15 protein-coding genes are annotated in these 23,955 nt (G+C 46.3%); 8 read left to right on the forward strand and 7 right to left on the reverse strand.

Annotated features, from left to right (window positions below):
* Positions 1 to 461: 461 nt before the first annotated feature.
* Positions 462 to 713, forward strand: a complete 252-nt coding sequence (locus HHL17_RS16335; protein WP_169225747.1) for a hypothetical protein — start codon at positions 462 to 464, stop codon at positions 711 to 713.
* A gap of 29 nt (positions 714 to 742) precedes the next feature.
* The gene (locus tag HHL17_RS16340) at positions 743 to 1,624 is read left to right on the forward strand and encodes an AraC family transcriptional regulator (protein WP_169225748.1); all 882 of its coding nucleotides are present in this window, start codon (positions 743 to 745) and stop codon (positions 1,622 to 1,624) included.
* Positions 1,625 to 1,800: 176 nt separating this feature from the next.
* Here HHL17_RS16340 and HHL17_RS16345 read toward each other — a convergent pair whose 3' ends face one another.
* The gene (locus HHL17_RS16345; RefSeq protein WP_169225749.1) at positions 1,801 to 2,190 is read right to left on the reverse strand and encodes a YybH family protein; all 390 of its coding nucleotides are present in this window, start codon (positions 2,188 to 2,190) and stop codon (positions 1,801 to 1,803) included.
* A gap of 148 nt (positions 2,191 to 2,338) precedes the next feature.
* On the opposite strand from HHL17_RS16345, the gene HHL17_RS16350 reads away from it, so the two are divergent.
* Positions 2,339 to 2,689 (forward strand): winged helix-turn-helix transcriptional regulator, encoded by a 351-nt coding sequence (locus HHL17_RS16350; protein ID WP_169225750.1) that lies wholly within the window; start codon positions 2,339 to 2,341, stop codon positions 2,687 to 2,689.
* A gap of 20 nt (positions 2,690 to 2,709) precedes the next feature.
* On the opposite strand, the gene HHL17_RS16355 is transcribed toward HHL17_RS16350, so the two are convergent.
* The 5 genes from HHL17_RS16355 to HHL17_RS16375 all read right to left on the reverse strand — a co-directional run bounded on the left by HHL17_RS16355 (position 2,710) and on the right by HHL17_RS16375 (position 8,421).
* Positions 2,710 to 3,828, reverse strand: coding sequence for a TAXI family TRAP transporter solute-binding subunit (locus HHL17_RS16355; RefSeq protein WP_169225751.1), 1,119 nt, complete (start codon positions 3,826 to 3,828; stop codon positions 2,710 to 2,712).
* A 142-nt stretch (positions 3,829 to 3,970) separates the two neighbouring features.
* Positions 3,971 to 4,753 (reverse strand): slipin family protein, encoded by a 783-nt coding sequence (locus HHL17_RS16360; RefSeq protein WP_169225752.1) that lies wholly within the window; start codon positions 4,751 to 4,753, stop codon positions 3,971 to 3,973.
* Positions 4,754 to 4,764: 11 nt separating this feature from the next.
* Entirely contained in the window at positions 4,765 to 6,051 is a 1,287-nt protein-coding gene (locus HHL17_RS16365) for an NfeD family protein (RefSeq protein WP_169225753.1), read from the reverse strand.
* 186 nt (positions 6,052 to 6,237) lie between these two features.
* Positions 6,238 to 6,831 carry a TetR/AcrR family transcriptional regulator gene (locus HHL17_RS16370; RefSeq protein ID WP_169225754.1) on the reverse strand — a complete coding sequence of 198 codons (594 nt, stop codon included), beginning with the start codon at positions 6,829 to 6,831 and terminating at the stop codon, positions 6,238 to 6,240.
* Between the two features lie 6 nt (positions 6,832 to 6,837).
* Positions 6,838 to 8,421: an ABC-F family ATP-binding cassette domain-containing protein gene (locus tag HHL17_RS16375; protein ID WP_169225755.1), complete on the reverse strand. Its 1,584-nt coding sequence runs from the start codon at positions 8,419 to 8,421 to the stop codon at positions 6,838 to 6,840.
* Between the two features lie 387 nt (positions 8,422 to 8,808).
* Here HHL17_RS16375 and HHL17_RS16380 point away from each other — a divergent pair, with 387 nt between their 5' ends.
* Together HHL17_RS16380 and HHL17_RS16385 are read left to right on the forward strand one after the other, a co-directional pair.
* On the forward strand, positions 8,809 to 9,603 hold the full coding sequence (locus tag HHL17_RS16380; protein ID WP_169225756.1) for a hypothetical protein: 795 nt from the start codon (positions 8,809 to 8,811) through the stop codon (positions 9,601 to 9,603).
* 290 nt (positions 9,604 to 9,893) lie between these two features.
* On the forward strand, positions 9,894 to 10,484 hold the full coding sequence (locus HHL17_RS16385) for a serine hydrolase domain-containing protein (RefSeq protein ID WP_169225757.1): 591 nt from the start codon (positions 9,894 to 9,896) through the stop codon (positions 10,482 to 10,484).
* Positions 10,485 to 10,581: 97 nt separating this feature from the next.
* Here HHL17_RS16385 and HHL17_RS16390 read toward each other — a convergent pair whose 3' ends face one another.
* Positions 10,582 to 18,294 (reverse strand): amino acid adenylation domain-containing protein, encoded by a 7,713-nt coding sequence (locus tag HHL17_RS16390; protein ID WP_169225758.1) that lies wholly within the window; start codon positions 18,292 to 18,294, stop codon positions 10,582 to 10,584.
* Between the two features lie 324 nt (positions 18,295 to 18,618).
* On the opposite strand from HHL17_RS16390, the gene HHL17_RS16395 reads away from it, so the two are divergent.
* The 3 genes from HHL17_RS16395 (at position 18,619) to HHL17_RS16405 (ending at position 23,950) form a co-directional block, all read left to right on the forward strand.
* Entirely contained in the window at positions 18,619 to 19,218 is a 600-nt protein-coding gene (locus HHL17_RS16395) for an RNA polymerase sigma factor (protein WP_169225759.1), read from the forward strand.
* Positions 19,219 to 19,272: 54 nt separating this feature from the next.
* Entirely contained in the window at positions 19,273 to 20,472 is a 1,200-nt protein-coding gene (locus HHL17_RS16400; RefSeq protein ID WP_169225760.1) for a FecR family protein, read from the forward strand.
* 124 nt (positions 20,473 to 20,596) lie between these two features.
* A complete protein-coding gene (locus tag HHL17_RS16405; protein ID WP_169225761.1) occupies positions 20,597 to 23,950 on the forward strand; it encodes a SusC/RagA family TonB-linked outer membrane protein in 3,354 nt (1,117 codons plus the stop codon).
* The last annotated feature ends 5 nt before the right edge of the window (positions 23,951 to 23,955 follow it).

Raw genomic sequence — 23,955 nt, forward strand, 5'->3', positions numbered from 1 at the left:
TCAACTACCTAATTAATTTATTAGTATTAAAAATAAATAACACCACCATTTGCAATACGAAAAAAGGCCGCGCAAGGCGGCCTTTGGGTTAATGGTTGGTGCTTGACGTTACTATTTTTTCACTTCGCTTTCCAACAGCAGCTTCAGTTCTTTGCTGGAAGGCCGGGGAGCGTCGGTGGATACAATATTCCCTTTTTTATCAAATACCATGAAACGCGGAATGCCCTTGATGTTGTAAGACCTGGTAATTTCGCTCCTGCCGCTGGCAAAAAGCTGCACCCCTCCAAGCTCCTCGCTGGCAATAAAGTCCTTCCATTTCTGATGGTCCTTTCTTTTTATCTACATTAACCATATTTGTATGTTTTAAGCGAAAATCGATAAAATAGTTTATGTAATGGATTATGGACTTGTAGGAGTGTTGTCCAATTGAAACTAGTTTTGGCTTCACACTGAAATCGGCCATGAAAAGACGGAATTTTGTAAAAGCGGCGGGAGGTTATGTCCTTTTATTTCCCTTGATTAAGCCATTTGCCAATATTAGCATTAATGAAGGAGACATTGATTTGATACGGATTTTGAAAATATTTAAAGAGAAAAAATTTGATGGTGTATTTATCCCCGACCATACTCCTCAAATGAGCTGTGATGCCCCATGGTATGCAGGTATGGCTTATACATTGGGCTATATGAAGGCAGATTTGAATTTGATTTAGCAAGGAGGTGAGAAATATATTTTCAGCCAATGAAGCATTTGTACGAAAATTTCATATCCCCGGCAGATCAATCTTTCGTTATACGGACAGAAGTGCTGGAGATGAAGAAGTATAATACATTTAAATATCACGCCAATTTTAAAATAATATTGCAGGAAAATTGCTGTGGAAAGAGATTTATCGGGGATCATATAAGTAATTTTGAAGGCCCCGAACTGGTATTGCTGGGTAGCTATCTGCCACACTGCTGGCAATATCATCAGGTGCAAGACCTCACACAGTTACCGAAGGCATATATCGTGCAGTTTTTCCCGGATTTCCTGGGCAGGGAACTGCTTGAAAAACCGGAAAGCAAAGAACTGAATGACTTGTTCGACAAGGCGGCAAGGGGCATTATATTTTCAGGAAGTACAGTTGTCCAGGCAAGGTTAATTCTTCAACAAATGCTGCATGAAACGGGGCTTGGCAGGGTAGTCTGTATGATACATTTGTTACATACGCTAACGCGTTCAAAGAACAGCCAGGTATTGTCCTCCCCTTACTTCAACCCTGTGAAAACATCTAAGGACGTGCAAAAGATCAAACGTGTGTTTGATTACATCTATAAAAATTTCAAAAACGATATTACACTACAAGAAGTGGCGGCAATTATCCCTTTGTCAGCCTCCGGATTTTGCCGCTTTTTTAAGCAGCAGACTAATAAAACGTTTGTTGATGTTGTTAAGGAAATCCGGATCAGTCACGCAACCAGGTTACTTATTGGAGGTACGCACAACGTATCGGAAGCATGCTATAGCAGTGGATATAATAATATTTCCAACTTCAATAAGCACTTTAAGGAGGTGAAAGGCCTTTCTCCATCAAACTTTATAAAGCAATACCGGGTGCAAGCAGTTGGTAATTCAGCTTGATATAATAAATTTAATTATATATTAGAGTCCGGTTCTGGGCACTAAATGGACAAATCGAGATTAACCTCGGTTTGTCCATTTCTTTTTGGGAGCAAACACCTTGTCCAGATGGTTTATTAGCTCAACGGCCTTATCCAATAGCGTTTCAATGGTGTTGAATCGTCCACATTTGTTATCTAGTTTATATTATGTGGGTTGTCAATTATACAACGCCATATTCCATCTGCTCCTTTCCGGACCACATCTGTTGAAGTTCCTGAATATTTCGCAGGGTTTCCCGCCTCATCTGTATAGTCAACTGCCCAGTCAAGAATAACCAGTGCAATATCTTCATTGATTAATGTGTGCCTTGTTCCTCCTGATATTTTTCCATTTAAAGCAAAATACGGCTCCAACGCACTTTTTAATGCTGCTCCCTGAGCAATTTTACCTGGACTTTCAGCGATAACAGCATTTTGCTCATAATAAGCGTTTATCAAATTGTCGATATTGCCCTGGTTGTAGTAATAGATGAACACCTCTGTCGTTTTACCTGGCGTTGTTGCTTTTGGCGCTTCCTGTATCATTTTATTTTTGTTATTTGTGAATAGATGGGTGTACTTGTTGAAAAATAAACCGGTGATTTCTCAATACATCAAAACTATTTACTTTTACTGCGCAAAATATTTTACTTTCCTAAAGTATAGTGACTTTTTAAAACGAAAATTTAAATAAATGAAAGAAGCGTCAATAGAAGAATGCACCCGTTCTATTCTGCCTATCAGGGATGTGTTGGATATTTTAAGTGGCAAATGGAAGCTGCAGATTATTATGCTGCTGATGTTTGGAAAAAGAAGATTTAAAGATTTACAAAATCATATTCCCGGCATTACCCCTAAAGTGCTTGTCAAGGAATTACGTGGACTTGAAATGAACCAATTGGTAAATCGTACCGTTTACCAGGAGTCGTTTGTCTATATTGAATATTCTATGACTCCTTATGGAATGTCACTAAAAAAAATAATCCTTGAAATGGAAGATTGGGGTAAAAAACACAGGAAAAGAATAATGGTGAAGGCATCTTAGGAAAATAGGAAACGATGAGCCTATATGTGGGCCGGACGCAGAGATATACGCCTGCGTCTGCCGGCAAACTCTATATAAATAGGAATCGCGGATAATACAAGCCCGATAATCGATAGGACCGTTGCTATCAAATTGGTGTTCCTGTCTAAAAAAGAAGGATGGTCACGATTGTAATATTGTAATACGGCTTTATGCACCGGTATATACGTTTCCCCGTCATTCCTTATTTTTTGGAGTTGGCAGAACGGGTACTCATTGACAAGCTCAGATTCCTTCTCAAATAAAGCTCTCGTAAACTTATATACTGTTCTGTCACTGAGGTTACTGCTGACCACCAGCATCGCCCTTGTAGCAAAAGTTTCGTAATTACTGTCCGGCCTGTGAAGTCCATAAAATCCCATTGGTAATATAAACTTGTTCAGCTTGTGACGCCGCAGAACATAAGCATCCGTGTTCTCAAATGCAACAAGATGTAAAGTGGGGTCTTTTAATACGGAGGAAATCACTTCATTGCCCAGTCCCACAATCATAAAGCCGAGATCTGCTTTTCCACTTTTCAGCATAGCATATGTGCCATTGTAGTCCTTGTCAATATACCTGATTCGCGAAGCGTCAATGCCATAAAAACTGATCAGGTTAAGCAAATCCTTACTGGTCTGGCTGGGTGGGTCCAGCCGGGCAATCGTAAGCGTATCCCGGCAATTGGCAATATCCGAAATAGAGGCCAGGTCCTTCCTGTTGGTAATCAGGAAATAAAGCTCTGAATACACGTAGGCGACTGCTGATATATTTTTCGAATTCCATTTGGCATTCGATTGGACCAGGCCGATATCCGCCTTTCCTTTGTCAAGTTGATCAATGGTAGTACCAGACGCTCCCTGGGAATTACAAACATTAAGCTTCACCTTGTAACGCGAGGAGTCTTCATTTAGCACATGGGCAAACGCAGCCAGGAAATGTTCGTATTCGCCGCCTTTCTTTACACTAGCGGTAAGCGTCACGTCTAAGTCTTTTGCCAGACGCCTGGAGAAACGGAAGGTAAGTATAGCGCAGCCCACGAACGAAACGACAGCAAATGGGATGATGATTTTCAGATTTTTTTTAAAGAAGGAGCGCAGCTTCGCCTTGATGATGCCCATAACTTCAAAAGATGTTGGTTGATAAATTTGGGGTAATAAATATGTAAACAAGCCATCCCCTCCGTTGGGGGGAAGCGGCGTAAATATAGTAAATTATCAGATCAATAAATCTTGTACGGCGACAGGTTACTGCAAAAGGACATCAGGCCTGACCTCCCTCTTTTTTCTCATTTCCCCCTAAAAATGGTTTAAGCAAGTCGATGGGGATAGGGAAAATAGTAGTCGAATTTTTTTCCGTGGCAATTTCCCGCAGCGTCTGGAGGTAACGCAATGTAATAGCGCTTGGTTGATCGCTTAAAATATGCGCAGCATCCGCTAACCGTTGTGATGCCTGGAATTCCCCTTCCGCCGCAATGACCTTTGAGCGGCGTTCCCGTTCAGCCTCTGCCTGTTTAGCCATGGCCCGCTGCATTTCCTGGGGCAGGTCGATTTGTTTTACCTCTACGTTAGACACCTTAATGCCCCATGGTTCCGTATTGGCGTCAATAATTTGCTGCAGCCGCTGATTGATCTTCTCCCGTTGTGAAAGCAGATCGTCCAGTTCCGATTGCCCCAATACACTTCGCAAGGTTGTTTGCGAGAGCTGGGAAGTGGCTACCAGGAAATTCTCCACTTCTATAATCGCCTTGTCCGGCTGAATAACGCGGAAATAAATCACCGCGTTTACCTTAATGGAAACATTGTCCCGTGTAATGACATCCTGTGGCGGTACGTCCATTACTACGGTACGCAGGCTTACCTTCACCATCTTGTCAATAAGCGGAATGAGGAGAATGAGCCCGGGGCCACGGGCGCCATTGCCTAACAGCCGGCCAAGCCGGAATATCACGCCCCGCTCATATTCCCGCAAAATGCGGACGGCATTGGCGAGAATAATAATGGTAAAGAAGGTTACCACAATAAATACGACAGGAATACTTTGCATAGTCATTGCGTTTAAGATGCGTTCTCATTAAGTTCTACTTGTAGCTGAAGGCCTTTTATCCCTACCACCCGTACTTTCTTGCCCTTGTCTATTTTCCCGCTGATGGACTTTGTGTTCCATATTTCGCCATGTACCCGGGCCGTTCCATAAGGGTCCAGCTCTTCCAGCGATACCCCGTTTTCTCCTATTAAGCCGTCGATGCCACTGACAGGTTTCAGTCGCTGCGCCTTCAGGCCCATGCCTAACACAAATAGGAAAAACAGCGCAGAAACAATCGTGGAAATGATAATAATATTTTCGGAAATCCTGATCCCCGGGGCAGCCGGGTTCACGCGGACCAGCATCATGGAACCGAGAAAGAGAGATAAAACACCTCCCAGCGTCAGTAACCCGTGACTGGTGATTTTTATCTCCAGTAAAAAGAGGACAATCCCGAAAATGATCAATGCCAGTCCGGCAAAATTGATGGGTAAGGTATGAAGTGAATAGAATGCAAGAATAAGGCTGATAATACCGACAATACCCGGAAGAATAGCACCGGGGTTGTACAGTTCAAACAGTATTCCGTATAATCCAAGCAGGAGCAGTATATACGCGATATTGGGATCGCAAAGCACATCCAGTATTTTTTCGTCTACTCCCATTTCCAGTGGTTGTATATGCGCATTTTTTGTGTGGAGTGTCACTGCTCCGGAAGCTATTTCCACGCTTTTTCCGTCTATATGGTTGAGTAGTGCTGCTGTATTAACGGCCGTGAGGTCTATTACCTTCATATCCAATGCCTGGTTGGCCGTGATGGAAACACTGTTGCGTACTGCTTTTTCCGCCCATTCCACATTTCGTTTCCGCCTTTCCGCAATGGTGCGGATAAAAGCGACAGCGTCATTGGTCACTTTTTTATTCATGATAGAATCGCTCTCTGCCTGTAAACCAACAGGGTGCGCTGCGCCAATATTTGTACCCGGCGCCATAGCCGCAACGTGGGCGGCAAGGGTAATAAATACCCCCGCGGAACCGGCCTGAGCGCCTGCCGGGGCAACATACACCACGGTAGGTACCGGAGATTCCAACATATCGCTGACGATCACACGGGTGGATTTTAGCAGGCCGCCGGGCGTGTTGAGCTCAATAAGGAGGCACTCCGCTTTGCTGCGTTGGGCGGTTTCTATTCCACGATGAATAAACTGTGCGGTAACCGGGTTGATGCTACCGTCGATTTTTATTAAAACAACGGTTTGTGCTGCAAGCAGCAGTGGAGATAATAAAGACAGGGCCAAAGAAAAGATACGATGATTCATAGGAATATTGCTAAATCAAATGAAACACAGTCTGCCGGCCGTAGTGCTCTTATGCAATTTACTAAAATTCAGGCGGAGTTGGTGACGGGGAGGATAAAGTCAATCTGTGTGACGTGTTGAGCAGTATGCTTCATCGGGATTATCATTACTTGTCCAGCCTGTTAAAAAATGCGATGAGGTTCTTAATCATTGGTTTTTAAATAACAAATTGATAATAATTTTTGCGCGTTCGTTTACCAGCTCCTTAAAATCTTTCCCGGACACCTGGAATAGCTTTTGGTAAAGAGGGGCCATGATTAATGGGTAAGACAAAAGAGAAAACAAGTTCATGAGAAAATGCGCTGGATGCATCTTTTCAATCGTTCCTTTCTTCATTTCGTCCGCAGCTTCTTCCAAATAGGACTTTACAGGGCCTGATTGGATGTTGGTGATCAGTTTTTTACCTAAAGTATTGATCTCCGTCACCAAAAATGTCTCCTGGTAGGGGAAGGCAATCATATGCCTGAGAAAAACTGCAATAATATTTTCTGTCTTGGCTTTAAAAGGTTGGTCAGCAGTCATGCATTCGTTGAGGCGTTGGCTCAAATCCTGCATCGCCTCTTGAAATATGGCAGCAATCAACTGATCTCTCGAACGGAAATAGTAATGTAATGCAGTTCTGTTAACGCCAGCGGCGTCTGCTATTTCCTGCGTAGTAGCATGGAGTTTCCCCTCTGCAAAAAGCAGCCGTTTTGCGGTATCTTTTATATGCTGCTCAGTCCCTGTATTTTTTAGTGGCATATTTTTTTAAGTTAAACTTATGCTATAGTCAATTCCAATTTCGCTGATAAAATAGTCATCATGCGAAATCACTAACAGTGTACCCTCGAAATTTTTTACCGCCAAAGTCAGCACTTCCAGGCTTTGAATATCAAGATTGTTTGTCGGTTCATCAAGGATCAGTAAATCCGGCGCCTGATTACTTACCAATAAACAACTCAACGATAATTTCATTCTCTCTCCACCACTTAATCCTGCACATTTTTTATCAAAAGCAGCCGGATTAAACTGGGAATAAACCAACAATTCTTTTAATTCATGCTCTTCTAACCCTCGTTTATTATACGCTTGTATTTGTTCATAAACACTAAGTTTCGGATCTATCATCGAGTAGTCCTGGTCAAGGTAAAAATAGGAGAAGGCTGAACTGTTATAGCTGCCTTCAAAAGGTTCCAGTTCCCGTGTAATAATTTTCAGCAATGTGGTTTTCCCGCTTCCATTCTCGCCTTCGATCTGTACCCGTTCGCCGGATTTAATCTGAAAGCTAAGATTATTCCACAATAATCTGTCACCATACCTGAAGTTAACAGCTGCCATATCGATAAGCAACGCTCCCGGGTTTAGTTCCGGCGCCTTGATATCGATTTTAAGGGTTTCATATTCCTGGATTTGTGCTTTGGTCTCTTCAATGCTATGCAGCAGCGTGGCTATCTTTTCTTCATGTGCATGTAACATCCTCGCGGTACTGCGTTCCGCTTTATTTTTTAAGCCACCAGCGATAATACGTGGTATAGAAGCGCTCATGCCTGCGGACCTGGACTCCTGCTGTGCCCTGTGACTAGCCATATCGGTGGCTTTTTTCTCGGATTCTTTCAGTGCTTTGGATTGCTCGTTCAACCGGGCGCGCAATGCGCTTACTTTTTCCATTTTTTTCTGCTGGTAAAACTCAAAGTTTCCACCAAATACTTCAATTCCCTTTTCATTAAGTTCCAGCGTTTTGTTCATGAGATTCAATAACGTTCTGTCATGACTCACGATAAGCATGGTTGATTTGCTTTGAAGGATCATCGTGTACAGTTTCATCCTGGTTTTGATGTCCAGATGATTGGAGGGCTCGTCCAGCAAAATAAGGTTCGGGCTATTCATGTCCATTGCGGCAAGAAAAACTTTGGTCTTCTGACCACCGCTGAGGCTTCCCAGTAGCCGGTTTTCATGTATATGACCCAGTTCCCATTTTTCAAGGACCCTTTTAACTTTGTTTTCGATATCCCAATCATCATCCAACTGGGAAAAGTGCTGTGCATCCGTGTCCCCACCTAAAATAGCGTGAAGCGCATGCAGTTTCTTATCCGCTCCTAATGCCTGGGCGACGGACCATGTGTCAAACTCCCCCAAATGCTGTGGTACGTACCAGGGTATCTCCGGATAGGTAATTTCCCCCGATGTTAATTCAAGTTTTTGGGAAACGATGCGAAGCAGTGTTGACTTACCCGCACCATTTATGCCCACCAATGCGGCTTTTTCTCCATCATTTAAAATGAAGTTCAGGTCATGGAACAGCTCCGCATTATCTGGATGAACATAATTCAATGATCTTACAATTAAGCCCACGGGATTTTTGATTTAAACATTAACACTCCATTCCGAGTAGGCAAAGATGATAATTTATATTCATTTTTGTTAGACAAAATTGTTAAAATAAAAAATGGACAATGAGAAACTATTTTTGACTCACAGTTATATTTTTATATTTATAACGTATACAATGTGTTATGTATATTAATATATCATGGTTCATAATATATTGCCCATTTACAGATAAACCCGCAATCCCGACGTTTACCAGATAATAATTGTCTTTCACTAAAATTGCGGCGCTCTGTTATCCTTTTTTGTTATCGTTGTAGTCCCGGACCTGATATATTAGATGCTAACCTCCTTTAACCCTGGCCACACCTTCCACATCTATGTTTTTTCATATTTTTAACTTCCAACATTATGAAAAGAAAATCTTTTATCCCCACTGTACTGTGTATGTTGTGCTGCACCTTCCTTTTTAATGCGTGCAAAAAATACCCCCCTGTTGTACCGGATAACAACGTCCCTAATGGCCGGCTTCTCAAAACATGGCAACTTACTTCCTCTGAGGCCCCGGTCAATACCTATTTCTTTTACTATAACAAAAAAAATACGGTGGACTCTATTACTATTACACAAGGCAACGAGTATGTTTTTACCTATCATGTACAACGTAAAAGCAATGGTCAGATTGATAAGGTGACCGCCACCGAGGATACTAATAAGTTCAGTGATTTTGTCTATATTATTGCTAACAATTACAAGTATAACAAAGACGGATTGGTTACCCACTATGATTATAATGGATATGACCATTTTGGAAATCACCATTTACTGCTTATTGACATCAGTCATGAACTGCATAAAATGACAGTTAGATATAATACCATTGTACATGAATTTACCTTTAATGACAAACTGGATGTTGTTCACATGAAAGACAATACCCACCATCCATTCGATGGTACTTTCAATTATGATAATGGCATTAATCCACTGTTTTATGTAAAAGAGTTCTATGCGATCGTTGTGGACCTGTCTCCCTATTATTATGAATATATGCTACCGAAGCATAATGCTTCCAGGAAACAATATGGTGATGGTTATGCTGTTGACTATATCCATATGTACGACAATAAGGGCCGGCTTATCAGAAGTGATTTTACTGATATAAGGCATTCCGGGACCCAGTCATTTAAATATTCCTACTATTAAGATTTTAAAGATTGATTGGTTCCTGGATTAGCATAACAATCGGTCCGGGCAGGTCGGATGAAAATCCGGCCTTTCTTTTTTCAATGGTTCGATCATCCTTTTTATTAAACATCCGTTTTACGGGAATATCCAGCCAATGATTTTGTTTGATATCTAAATCCAACTCGCAGTATGTTGTTTAATTTTTTTTTGAGGATTGCTTAATAATTCCTAGTTTCATATCTTAGCCCTAAAGTATCAACCAGTAACCCTTTGCAGCAGTTTTTGAAGATATAACCTCAGATGATTCTGTGCCTGGTGAAACAGAATATCACTATTCTAATTTTGGCTTCTGCGTACTGGGCCGTGTTATTGAAAAATTATCCGGCCAAAACTATGACAGCTATGTAAAAAGCCAGATACTCACCCCCGCAGGTATCAGCAACATGGAAATCGGCGGCGATACAGAGGCAGACCGGAAAGTCAATGAGGTAAAATATTACGGACAGGGCGGCGAGGACCCATACAATATGAAAGTCTCCCGCATGGATGCACACGGTGCGTGGATAGCTACGCCTATGGACCTTGTTCGCTTCCTGGTCCGTGTAGATGGTTTTACCACAAAACCGGATATCTTACAGCCTGCTACGCTCAACCTGATGTATGCTCCTAGTACAACCAATGCCGGTTATGCAAAAGGCTGGGCGGTAAACAAGGTGCCCAATTACTGGCATAACGGATCGTTGCCCGGTGAACAAGCCCTCATGGTACGCACTAACGACGGGTTCTGCTGGTCGATACTGGTAAATACCCGCGCCGGCAACATCGGTGGAGATATGGACGTCCTGATGTGGACCGTCAAAAATGCCATTGGCTATTGGCCTTCCATCGATTTGTTTTAAAAAGATATTTTTGATACGGACAACTGAAAAGGCTTGTAACTATAAGTTACAAGCCTTTTTTATTTGTTCTTTGAGTTGTCGTAAATGTCAACTTGTTTTACGACGGCTCATGCTGACCAACAGCATTCAATTCATCAGTAGGTATCAATAGCTGAATTTGCTGATCAGGGGATTGTATGATATTGTTCAGTAAAACGAAATACTTCCTGAACAATTTCACAATCGTTTCCTGCCTGAACACATCAGTGTTGAATTCCACTGAAAATACCAGTCCGTCCGGTTTTTCCCTTACTGACACATTCAGTTCGTACTGACTGGTTTCATGTGTTTTCTTCACTTCATTCAGGGATAAATTATCCAATTGCAGTGGGGGGAGTTCAGGGGTATTCTGTAAAATGAGAATCGCCTGGTAGAGATATTTAGCCTGGATGCCCGATTCTTCCGCAAGGGCTTCCATAATTTTCTCCAGTGGCACTTCCTGAGCTTCATAGGCGTCTATGGCGGTTTGCCTTACCTGTTGCAGTAGTTCCGTAAATGACGGATTACCGCCGAGGTTACAGCGGAGTGGCAACAGGTTGTTGGAAAAGAACCCTACGAGGCCTTCCAGTTCCTGCCTGGTACGGCCGGCGACAGCGGTGGCTATACAGAGATCATCTTTACCACTGAATTGATGCAGTATGATGTTGAAGGCAGCGAGTATGGTCATGAACAGGGTACTCTCATGGCGCTGTGATAACGCATGCAGCGCTGTTGTTAGCTTTTTGTCCGCCTGGAAGATCAACATGCGGCCTTTGTTGCTGTCCTGTAAAGGCCGTTCGTAGTCTGATGGCAGTAGCCAGGGCGTATATCCTTCCAGTTTTGTTGTCCAGTACCGTAGCCTTGAGGCCAGGGCACCTGATGCTACCTGTCTGCGCTGCCAGCAGGCGTAGTCTGCAAACTGGAAAGGAAGAGGCGGCAAGGTTAAGCTTTCGCCCCGGCAGCATGCATTGTAAAGCTGTGTGAATTCCTTCATTAATATCGCCAGCGACCAGCCATCAGCGGCAATATGGTGCAGGAGCATTACCAGGATGTGTGTGTCGTTGCCGGTCTTTACCAGGTGGGCCTTCAGCATATAGTCTTCCGATAAATCAAAGGGCGTGGTCAGCAATGATTGCAGGCAGGGCTGAACATTTGATTCATCCTGTTGGTGAGAGAGGTCGATAAAATTCAGCTTCCAGTTGTCGGCGGTAAGGAAGTACTGACAGGCCTTTGCATCGGCAGGATGCTTCCGTATGACCGTACGCAGTGACTCATGCCTGTTCACCAGTGCGCTGAAAGTTTGTGTGAGGGCTTCCTGGTTGATATCTCCCTGAAGGTTGAAAATAAAAGACATGTGATAATTGATAGTACCCATTGCCCTGTCCATCATCCACAACTCTTCCTGGCCAAATGATAACGGAACAGGCGCTGAATGGCTGCGGTCAAACGGTGTAATGGCATCGTCACCGGTCCTTTGCTGCTGTTCATCAATATATGCTGCGAGGCTGGCCAGTGTTCTGTATTGGAACAGTTTACCAACAGGTATACTGACATTTACAGCCATCGTAATATGTGCCCTCACCCTTATTACCAGCAGCGAATGCCCACCCAGCTGAAAGAAATTATCATATTTGCCAACGGTTTTTACATGCAGCAGTTGTTGCCAGATGGCTGCGATAGCCTTTTCGGTGTCCGTATCCGGCGCTATATGGCCGGTTTCCGAAATAATGTCCGGATCAGGTAAGGCTTGTTTGTCTACTTTGCCGTTGGGCGTAAGCGGCAGGTCATCCATCGGATGTATGACAGCAGGTACCATATATTCCGGCAGATGCGCTGTAAGGAATTCCTGCAATGCTTTCCTGTCGAAGGCGCCGATAGGTACTACATAGGCCATCAGTTGCTGGTTGCCCGTCGTATCTTTTTTTACAATGATGACGGCCCTTTCCACCAATCCGCTTTTCAGGACCATATGCTCTATCTCGCCTGGCTCTATACGATAGCCGCGCACTTTTACCTGGTCGTCCGCCCTTCCCCGGAAGGCTACCAGGCCATCTTCCCTAAAGCAGGCAAGATCACCGGTTTTGTACAACCTTTCTCCGGCTACAAAAGGATGCGCGATAAAGCGCTCGCCGGTGAGCAGCGGATTATTGTAATATCCGCGCGCAAGCCCGGCTCCGCCTACATACAGCTCTCCTGTTACGCCCACCGGCAGCAACCGTTGTTGCGTGTCCAGCACATATGCGGTACGGTATTTCATCGGAAGCCCGATAGGAATATCACCCGTTATTTCCCGTCCTATGCGATAGTTCAATGATCCGGTGGTGTTTTCTGTAGGCCCGTAACCATTGATGATTTCAAGGCCTGGATAAGCAGCACGTAACTTGCTGATATGTGTTTCCGATAGCTTCTCACCGCCGGTGATAACAGTATGCAGATGGGCGAATATGCTGATATCTGTATCGACCAGTTGATTTAACCATCCCGATGTAAACCATATTTTAGTTACATGATGTTGTTCGATGGCTTTTTTCAGGAGCTCGTTGTCCAGGAGCTGTTCGTCGCTGCAAAGCAACAGCTGTCCGCCATTGAGCAGCATCCCCCAAAAATCCAGCGTGGTGCCGTCAAACGAGAGCGCGCTGGTAGTCAGTAAAACATCGTTGGCAGTAAGTGCTACAAAGTCGCATTTAAAGACAAGGCTCACCACGTTGCCGTGAGTGACCATTACGCCTTTGGGACGGCCGGTAGAACCAGAGGTAAACATCACATAGGCCAGATCATCCGGATGGATATCCTGCTGCAGGTTGTCCGAAGGAAGCATCGAAAGCGTGTCTCTGAGCGTGTCCAGGTATACCACTTTTGCCGGTGTGTCTGACAGCTGGGTATTACTGCTCATGGTAATGGCCACCTGGTAGGTGATATCTTCTACCATGCGTGCAATACGTTCCTTTGGATAGGCGGGGTCCAGCGGAACATAGGCCCCTCCGGCCTTCAGGATGCCCAGTATGGCAATGATCAGGTCGGCCGACCGGTCTATGCAAACGGGTACGGGAGTATCCTTCTTCACGCCCAGCTCTTTCAGGTAATACGCCAGCTGATTGGCCCGTGCATTCAATTCGGCATATGTCAGGGTACCGGTGCCGGTAAGCGCTGTGGCATCCGGATACAGTGATACCTGTTTTTCAAATGTACCCCGAATGGTATTGAATACAGGCTGTTCTGCTGTTACTTTGTTCATCGGGGTGAAACACATATCCAGCTCACGCGGGGAGAGCAGCGCCGTTCTGTTGATCTGTTCATCATAGTGATGCAATATTTGCTGTAGTATCTTCTCGATGTATGCAGAGAACTCTTCCAGCGTCTTTCCTGATTTCAGTTGATAGGTTTGACACAGGAGAATGGTCAGCACGTCGCCGGTTGTGCTCACGGTACAGTCTAAATAGGTATTGGCTACCGCAAAGCTGCCAAAGGTCATGGTCCCGGGGTCATTGACAGTGCCTTGCAGGAGACGGTCGTTTAGCTGATCATACACATGGAAATTGATGAAGTTGAACAGCACGTCAAAAAAGGGATTTCCTTCGGTGCTGTGATTCGGGTGCAACCTTGCTATCTCTGCAAGTGGCAGGCGGTCGTAGGCTTTTAGTGACAACTGCTTTTGTTCCAGGCCGGACATCAGCTCGCGCCAGGTAGCCCTGCCGGAGGCTTTACATCTTAACGGAAGGGTGTTGAGGAAGCACCCCAGCATCTGATCACCATCTTCAATGAGAGGCCTGTTGTTGGTCACAAGCCCCAACGTCAGTTCATCTTCATGGGTAAGCATGCTGACAGCATAGTAAAACGCTCCCAGGAAAAGCGTGCTGACAGAGATACCTTCTTTTTTCGCTTTTTGCTTTAAAGCATCCAGTACGCCGGGTTCATATTTTTTGATGAAGCGCAGGTTAACTTTTTCGGCGGTGAAAATATCGAGGTGTTTGTAGCCGTCCATCTCCTGCATCCAGAAGGATTTTGATTGCGCATTGTTTTTTTCGAGGATGTTTTCTACAACATAATCTTTGTAGGTGGCTTTCAGTGCAGGCAGCACATCCGGTGACGCGGAAGTATAGAGGTTGTTGATTTCTGTATTAAGACTGGCAACGCTCCATCCATCCAATATGGCGTGATGCATTTGGAGGATGAATACGCAGTGCGTTTTCAGTTTTATCACAGCAGTACGCCAGAGCGGAGCTTGTGCGTAATTGAATGGAATGCCGCGTTCTTTTTGCAGGTAGTCATTTACCAGCTCTTTGTCTTCTTCCAGGTGGCTCATGTCCAGTACAGGCAGTTGTATCGGTACGGACTTGTACACGATTTGCATGTTTTCCGTGTGGGCATCAAGACTGAAGGCGGTTCTCAGTATACCATGTCTGGCGCTGATCAGTGACAGTACTTTTTCGAGTCTTTTGAGATCGGTGTTCGGCGGCATACGGGAGGAAAACTGATCATGATAGATGGCGTCTTCAGGATTGCGCAGGGAAGCGTAGATCATCCCCGATTGTATGTCGCTCATCGGAAAGATATCTTCAATGGCGTCCGCATCAGGCAGAGAGGGGAGCAGTGCATTTTTTTGTCTGCCTATATCAAGGAGGATATCTTTCCTGGCAGTATCATTGGCATGGGTGTGCAGTTCTCCGATCAGCTGCGATAAATCTGCAATGGTGGCAGCCCTGTACACATCGGCAGCCTGTAGTTCTTTGTCAAAGACCTTCCTGATGCTGCTGACTACCTTGATCAGCCGGATGGAGTCGCCTCCAAGTTCAAAGAAATTATCATTTCTGCTGATGTCCTCTACACCCAATACCTGTTCCCAGATAGCGGCCAGCTGCTGCTCCCGGGCGTTTTGGGGGACTTCTCTTTCGGCGTTATGCCGGATGTAAGTATGTAGTTCAGATAGTGCTGATTTATCAATTTTCCCGTTTTTCGTCAGCGGCATTTCGCTGACAGCGGTGAGGAGTAACGGAATCATATAATCAGGAAGCCACTCACGCATATGGCTAATGATCACCTCCCTGTTGAATTCGCCATTGGGTACAATATAGGCTGCTAATTGTTTTTCTTCCGAGGTGCTGATAGGAGAGGATTTGACGATAACAACAGCCTGTTTCACCGCGGTGCAGCGGTGCAGCACATTTTCTATCTCACCTAATTCTATCCGGTACCCGCGTATTTTTACCTGGTTATCTATGCGGCCAAGATATTCCATGGTACCATCGGGTAGCCGTCGGGCAAGATCGCCGGTTTTGTATAAACGAGGGCTTGTGTCGGAATGGAAAGGGTTGGCAATAAACCTTTCAGCCGTCAGCTCGTCGCGGTTCAGGTATCCTCTTGCAAGGCCGGCACCGGAGATATACAGTTCTCCTGGTACGCCTACAGGCTGCAGTTGCTGGTGAGCATCAAGTATATAAGCCCCCAGGGACGGAATTGGCCGCCCTATCATACTGCCGGTGCTGTTCAGGTGTTCGTCGGTTATTGCCTGGTAGGTGACATGGACGGTCGTTTCAGTAATGCCATACATGTTGATCAGGCTGCAGCCGGGGAATTTCCTTTTCCAGGATACCAGTTTTGCAGGGTTCAACGCCTCTCCGCCGAAAGTGACGCACCGTACTGAAAGATCGTTATAGGCGTCGTTGGTGGTGACCGCTTCCTGTAGTACATAGAATGCGGCAGGGGTTTGATTCAGCACGGTAACCTGTTCCTTTTTCAGTAGTGCTGCAAAGGCGGCGGTATCTTTGGTGAGATGCTTTGGCACTATTACCAGGCGGCCGCCGTAGAAGAGTGCGCCATACATCTCCCATACAGAGAAATCAAAGCAATAGGAATGGAACATCGTCCATACATCCTCTTCATTGAAATCGTAATATCCCGGCATGGCCGCAAACAGGCTAACAACATTGCGATGTTCTATGATCACCCCTTTGGGCTTTCCTGTGGAACCGGAAGTATAAATCACATAGGCCGCATCATGCGGCTGGGCTGCGGGGGGGAGCACCGTCGTTTCCACAGGTGAAAAGTCCGGGTGATCACTTAATATCACGGTCTCTCCGTCATATATTGTTTTGAGCGCCGGCTGGCTTTCTACGGACGTGATCACGACGCTGGCGGCAGTATCTTCCAGTATAAAACGGATGCGTTCTTCCGGGTATTCAGGGTCTATGGGAACGTAAGCCCCGCCTGCACGTAACACGCCGAGGAGTGCCACGATCATTTCGGGGGACCGTTCTATGCAAACGGGTACCAAAGTATCTTTTCCTACGCCTTTGCTGTTTAAATAATGCCCCAGTTGTTGGGCACGTTCGTACAGCATTTTATAGGTAAGCGAGCGGTCGTTGCAGGAGATGGCTATACGATCAGGTGTACGTGTTGCCTGCTGCTCAAAAATGGAGTAGATGGTTTGGCTGCTGTGGAAGTCTGCCCCTGAACGGGAAGACTGCAGGAGCATTGTTTTTTCATCGGCAGGTATTATATCAATTTTGCTGACAGGGTGATGCAGTTTGTCTGCAAACTGTGAGATGATATGGAGTATGCGTCCGGACAGCAACACTGCTTCCTCTTTTTTGATATACGCCAGTTGATGGAGGATATTCAATTGTAAAGGCTGGTGCCTGCCGTAGTCCTGCCAGTAAACACGTAGTGGCCTCCTTTCGTATTCCGTCCATATCTGATGGAAAGAGGTGGAAATATTTTCATCAAAATCGAGTTGGAGATCGAGCAATACATAATTGACAAGTACTTCAAACAGGGAGCTGTCTGTCTGCTTGTCTTTTAGCATACTGCTAAGATCATTCAGCGATGCCTGCTGATGATGATAATCTTCTTTTTGTGCGGCATCAATTTTATGCAGCAGGTCCAGGAGGGTATCATCAGGGTTGTATTCGCCGATGAATGGAACGATACCGGAGTACATGCCTATGGTGCTGCGTTGCAGCGGTGTCAGGCGTCGGTGGCGTACGATGCCCAGCAATAATTCAGCATGTCCGGTAATGCGGGCAAAGTAGATGATGACCGCTGCTACGGTGAGCTTCTGTAAACTGTATCCGCAGGTTTGTGCCAGCTGCTCTAGCTGCGTCCTTTCTGCAGAGGATAATGGCTGGGTAAAGAGGGCGCTGGTTTTCCCCTGCCCGTCGTGATGATGATATTTATAATGAAAGATTTTAGGAGGCTTGTTTTTAAGTTTTTCTTTCCAGTACTGGAGTTGTTGCTGATAAGAGTCGCGCTGATAAAAAGGGGCGTAATCTTCAATTTCTTTTGCGTAGGAAGGATAGACGGTGGTGTTTTCAGGTTGCCTGTACTGCTGTGCTATTGCCTGTAGGAAAAGCTGATATCCGCTGCCATCGATGATAAGGTGATGATACCTGAACTGATACCAGTATTCTTCTTCAGCGATTTTTACCAGGTAATGTTCGAATAGCGGATTACCTTTTTTAAGTTGAAAAGTAGTGTTGCATTGTTGCTGCATCCATTCCACCGTATAGGCTTCCGGGTTGTTCCGGTAGCTGTGGTCTATTTCCTGCAAAGGTATTTCCGGGGAGCTGTCGCTCAGGTATCCTTCTGGTTGCAGACTTCCCGGATCAAAGCTCATCCGGAAAATGTCATTACCAGAGATCACCGTGCTGACAGCTGTGGCAAATCTTGCTTTATTGAGCCGGCCTTTTAATTTAAGATATCCTGACAGGGAGTAATGAGGGCTTTCAGGATTCATCAGTTGGTCTACATAAATATCCTTCTGGGTAGGATGTAGAGGGAAAACATGTGTTAACATAACTAGTAGTTGAATAAGAAAAGCAGGGGATTAAACGGGTGGTCGGATAATCACCAGGTTATTTTAAAGGGATTGCATGAAAATCAGCGGCATAGACGCGCTTGCGATTTGTTGTAACAAGTTATACAAACGAAGTAAGCGATTTTCAGGCGGGCTAAAATAACACCTTAGTAGTATTTCCTGTTTGTGAAATTATGCTATTGATCTGGCTCCTATGGAGATGATGTTACCCAACCTATAAAATCCTAACGGCTTGTTATTTCCCGAAAAAATAAAAGAAAAAATCCTGCGAATAATTATCTTAGTAACCAAATCGAGTGCACAGTGAGCAATGATGAGACCGTCTTGTTGGGGAGGTTACGACTGGGTGATCCGGAAGCATTTATTGCTATCTATAACCAGTATTATTCCTCGCTTTACAGTTATATTCTCCATTTTATCAGTATACCGCAACTGGCAGAGGATGCGTTGCAGGAGGTGTTTGCGCGGATATGGGAGATACGGGAACGTATCAACCCGGAGTTGTCGTTCAGCGGTTATCTCTACCGCATCACCCGTAATCATGTATTTAAATTGCTGAAGAAGATATCAGCTGATGAGGAGCTGCGTACGCAGGCTATCCTGGAGGTATACCGGCAAACGGATGATGCTGAGGCGCGCGTGCTGTGGAAGGAGTACGAGCAGCTGCTCCGTGAGGCCGTATCGCAACTGCCACCACAGCGTCAGCGTGTGTTCCGTCTCTGCCGGGAGGAATGCAAGAGTTATGAAGAAGTGGCCACGGAACTCGGGATCTCCCGCAATACGGTGAAAGAGCACATGGTGCTGGCCATGCGCAGCATACAATTCTTCTTTTACCATCATGCCGGCGGGGTATTGCCCCTGGTCGTCATCGGTTGTTTTTTACCTGCCGCTATCCGTCCTTAAAAAAAAATTTCTCCGGGGACCCACCCTACATCCTTTTTTTCGGATAGTATATATATGCCCACAGAAAAAAATCCTGAATATTACCGGCAGTTGTTGTCACGCTGGCAACAACGTACCTGCACGCCGGATGAGGCGCAGGAGCTGATGGGCTACCTTCAGCAGCATGATGGTGACCGTACCTTGCTCAGCGAGCTACAGGCGGCCTTTCGCCAGGTGAAGCCGGAAGGGGGCACCCCTGATGCCGGCGAATATGGCAGCCGCGTGCGGGAAAAATTGCTGCAACGCATACAGGCGCCTTCAGCAGCGGCGCCGGTACGGAAATTGAACAAAGGCATCATCCGGTATACCGCCGCTGCGGCATTACTGGCCGGTTTGCTGCTGACGGCAGTATGGCTGCTAAAGCGGCAGGCACACCTCCCGCCAGAAATGGCCATGGTGAAAACGATGCCGGTTGTAACGAAGGGCGCAGGCAACAAGACGGTACTGACCCTCGCCAATGGGGAGAAAATAGAATTGGACAGTGCCGGGATACAGCAACTGATGCAAGGTAACAGCGCTGTCACTAACAAAGATGGCCAGCTCATATATGAAAAAACGGGCAGCGGCGCTCAGTCGATGGTGTATAACACGCTCTCTACCGCGGCGGAACAAATGTATCCGCTGGTATTGTCCGACGGAAGCCGCATCTGGCTTAATGCTGCATCCACGGTGCGTTTCCCGGTAACATTCAGTCACCAGGAAAGAGCGGTGGAACTGAGCGGGGAAGCCTATTTCGAGATCGCGCCCGATGCGCGCCGGCCTTTCAGGATCAAAGTGGGGCAGATGACCGTGGACGTGCTCGGAACGGATTTCAATATCAATGCATACCCTGATGAGGCAAGTATCAATACCACCCTCGTACAGGGAGCCGTGAGGGTCAATAGTGGGGACAACAGCCTGCAGCTGGCGCCCGGAGAGCAATCGCAGGTGAAAGCCAATGGAAATATCAGAAAGGTCGCCGATGTGAATGTCAGCGAAATTGTGGCATGGAAGAGCGGATATTTTCAGTTCGATAATACTGATATCACCAGTGTCATGCGGCAGTTTTCCCATTGGTACAATATAGAGGTGGTATATGAAGGGAAAGTGAAACCAAGGAAATTTTTCGGGATGATCAGCCGTGGCAGCTCCCTGGCGAACGTATTGAAAATGCTGCAGGCAAATGATGTAACCTTCAGATTGGAAGGAAAACAACTGGTTATTAAAGGCGAATAAGCATAAAAAGGAAGTGAACAATTATATGATCAACCAAAACAGCCTGCAATCATCGTAAAAAGACAGATGTATCGAGACTGCAACCAAACACTTATCTAAATCAAAATCCAAATCCAGCAGAAGTATGTTATCAAGTACTATTGCCTGTACCCGCCATGCCAGAAAGCGGCGGCCAACCAGTATGCTGAAGGTCAGCAAGCTGCTAGCACTGTTTTGCCTTGCCACTGCTACGCAGGTGAGCCAGGCGAGGGAGCCTTACCAGGTAGTGAGCCTGTCGCTCAAAAACGCCTCTGCCAAAGACCTTTTCCGTGAGATCACACGGCAAACCGGCATGAACGTGCTGGCCGACGAAGCCGTATTGGAAAAGAGCGCTAAGACCACCTTGTCGGTGACCAATATGCCGGTAAATGATGCGCTTACCCTCTTTATGCGCAACCAGCCGCTTACCTGCACGATTGAAGGCGGCGCTGTCATCGTAAAGGCAAAACCTTTGGCGCCGGCACCCGCTGCTCCTCTGCAGCAAGTGGAAATATCGGGTATCGTAACCGGCGAAAAAGGACTGCCGCTACCCGGCGCCACCATCACAGTAAAAGGGACCAAACATGGTGTGGTCACCAAAGTGGATGGCAGTTTCCACATCAGTGCCAATCCCGGCGAAACACTGGAGATCAGTATGGTAGGCTATAAGGCCACTTCCATCAAATTCGATGGCAAAAACACCACGCTGAAAGTAAACCTGGAGGCCGATGTGTCCAACCTCTCCGATGTAGTGGTCGTAGGTTATGGTACAACAAAGAAAAAGGACCTTACCGGCTCCATCAGCTCTATCTCCAGCGACCAGATGAACAACGGCGGCGTTACCAGCAATGCGGCACAGGCCATCCAGGGCCGTGCGGCAGGGGTGCAGGTCAGCCAGTCGAATTCCGCACCAGGCGGACAGACAATTGTCCGTATCAGGGGCGGCAACTCCATCAACTCTACCAACGAGCCGCTGTATGTGGTGGATGGATTCCCTTCTGAAACGGGAAAGGATATCAACCCGAATGATATTGATGATATCCAGATATTGAAAGACGCTTCGTCTACCGCTATCTACGGCGCCCGTGGCGCTAATGGCGTGGTGATGATCACCACGAAGAGAGGCAAGTCGGGTAAACCTTCGATCCAGTACGACGGATACTATGGTGTACAGCGCATCACCAAAGCATATGATAAAATGGATGGCCTGGACAACATGAAAGTGACCAATGCCAAAGCCAACGAAAAAGGCCTGCCAGACTATTATTCCGCTGCCGACCTCGCCAGCGGCCGTAATAATGACTGGTTCAATCTGGCCACACGTCCGGGCGTGGTACAAAACCACAGCCTCAGCGTAAGCGGAGGCAACGCCACAGACCACGTCTCATTGTCCGCTAACTATTTTGACCAGGAAGGTGCCCTGAAGAATACCGATTACAAGCGGTATTCCGTGCGCCTGAACTTCGACAAACAGTTTACGCCACATTTCAAGACCGGTGCCAGTATTTATGCTTCCCACGCCTATACGAATTTCAAAACGTATGACGGTAACATCGTCCCTTCAAACGTGATGTATGGCGTGCTCACTGCATCTCCTGCTTTACCGGTATACAATACAGACGGCAGCTATGCCCGGTTCAAAGGCCGCGATAACCCGCTGGCCTGGCTCATGGCGCCTACCAACGACCGCTATGAGAACAAGGTGAACATCAATGTATATGCGGAATATGAGATCATCAACGGTCTCAGCTTCCGTGTAAATGGCGGCACGGAATACTTTACCACGAAAGAAGGCACCTATCTTCCGCGCGATCTTGTTGACGGTGAAAAGGTGAATGGTAAGGCCAGCCTGAATGACGTAGCCACCACCCGTAACCTCGTAGAGGGCTATTTTACTTATAAAAGAGTGTTCAACAATATTCACTCGCTGAATGTGGTAGCGGGTGCATCTTACCAGTCTGACATGAAAGAGCAGCACTATTCACAGGTGCAGAACTTCAGTACGGACGCATTCCTGTACCACAACCTCGGCGCCGGTACGGAACGTCTGGCCAGCACCAGTCTTACGCTGCCGGGAAAGATCGGTTCTACCTACGGCCGCGTGAATTATGCATTGAAAGATAAATATTTGCTCACCTTCACTTTCCGCCGCGATGGATCTTCGTTCTTCGGACCGAACTACCGCTATGGTTATTTCCCTTCCGGATCTGTTGCATGGAGAGCGGGAGAGGAACAGTTCATCAAAGACCTGCATATCTTTTCCAACCTGAAGTTCAGAGGCGGCTATGGTGTAACGGGTAACGACCGTATTCCTGCTTATATCTATATGTCGCAGTTTGGCCCTATTAACGTGTCGCTTGGTGAAGGCAGTGCAAGTTATCCGGGTACGGTGGCCACACGCCTGTCGAATCCCGACCTTCGCTGGGAAAGCACCGCGCAGCTGGACCTGGGCGTAGATATGGGCTTCGCCAATAACCGCGTGAATGTTACCCTCGACTACTATCACAAGAAAACGAACGACCTGATATTTAACGTGCCCATTGGCGACTGGAACGGGTTCTCTTCCCAGACAGTAAACACCGGCAGCCTGGAAAATAAAGGAATAGAACTGGGTATCACCACAGAAAATATCCACAATAATTCATTCAACTGGACTACCACCATCAACATCGCCTACAACAAACAAAAATGTCTTGACCTGGGCGGCCGTCCGTATATCATCACACAAACGGCCAACCTGTACGGCGGTCGTGGTATGGACTTTACCAAACTTGCGCCCGGGCAGGAGCTCAGTACTTTCTACGGTTATCAGTACGATGGTGTGATCAAGGCGGGTGAGGCACATCCCGCACAGCCATTGTCTAAACCGGGAGATCCGAAGTTTAAGGATGTCAGCGGTCCTGATGGTAAACCCGATGGTATCATCGATGCGAATGACCGCACCTATCTCGGCAATGCCAACCCGCATTACATCTATGGTATCAGTAATACCTTTACCTACAAGGATTTCGAGTTAAGCATCTTTTTACAGGGAGCGCTGGATTACAGTCTGTACAACGCCACCCGCCTGGTGCTTGAATCCGGTCCCGGTACGGATGCGCTGAACAGGTGGACCACCACCAACCCTAATACCGATATTCCAAGGGATGGTTATGCCATCGCCTACGGTGGCCTGATGAACTCACGCTTCGTGGAGAATGCTTCTTACCTGCGTTGTAAGATGATCACACTGGGTTACAATGTTCCGGTGTCCAAAACCTTCCTGAAAGGGCTGAGAGGTATCAGGGTGTACGGAAGTGTACAGAATTTATTTACCATCACTAAATATACAGGAAGCGATCCGGAGGTGAATAGTAACCTGAACAGCAGCGGTAGCAATGCCAACCTTTCATCCGGACTGGACTACACGGCGTTCCCTGCTTACCGCACTTTTACTGCCGGCCTGAAAGTAAACTTTTAACCTGT

Source organism: Chitinophaga fulva, from assembly GCF_012927205.1.
GTDB lineage: Bacteria > Bacteroidota > Bacteroidia > Chitinophagales > Chitinophagaceae > Chitinophaga > Chitinophaga fulva.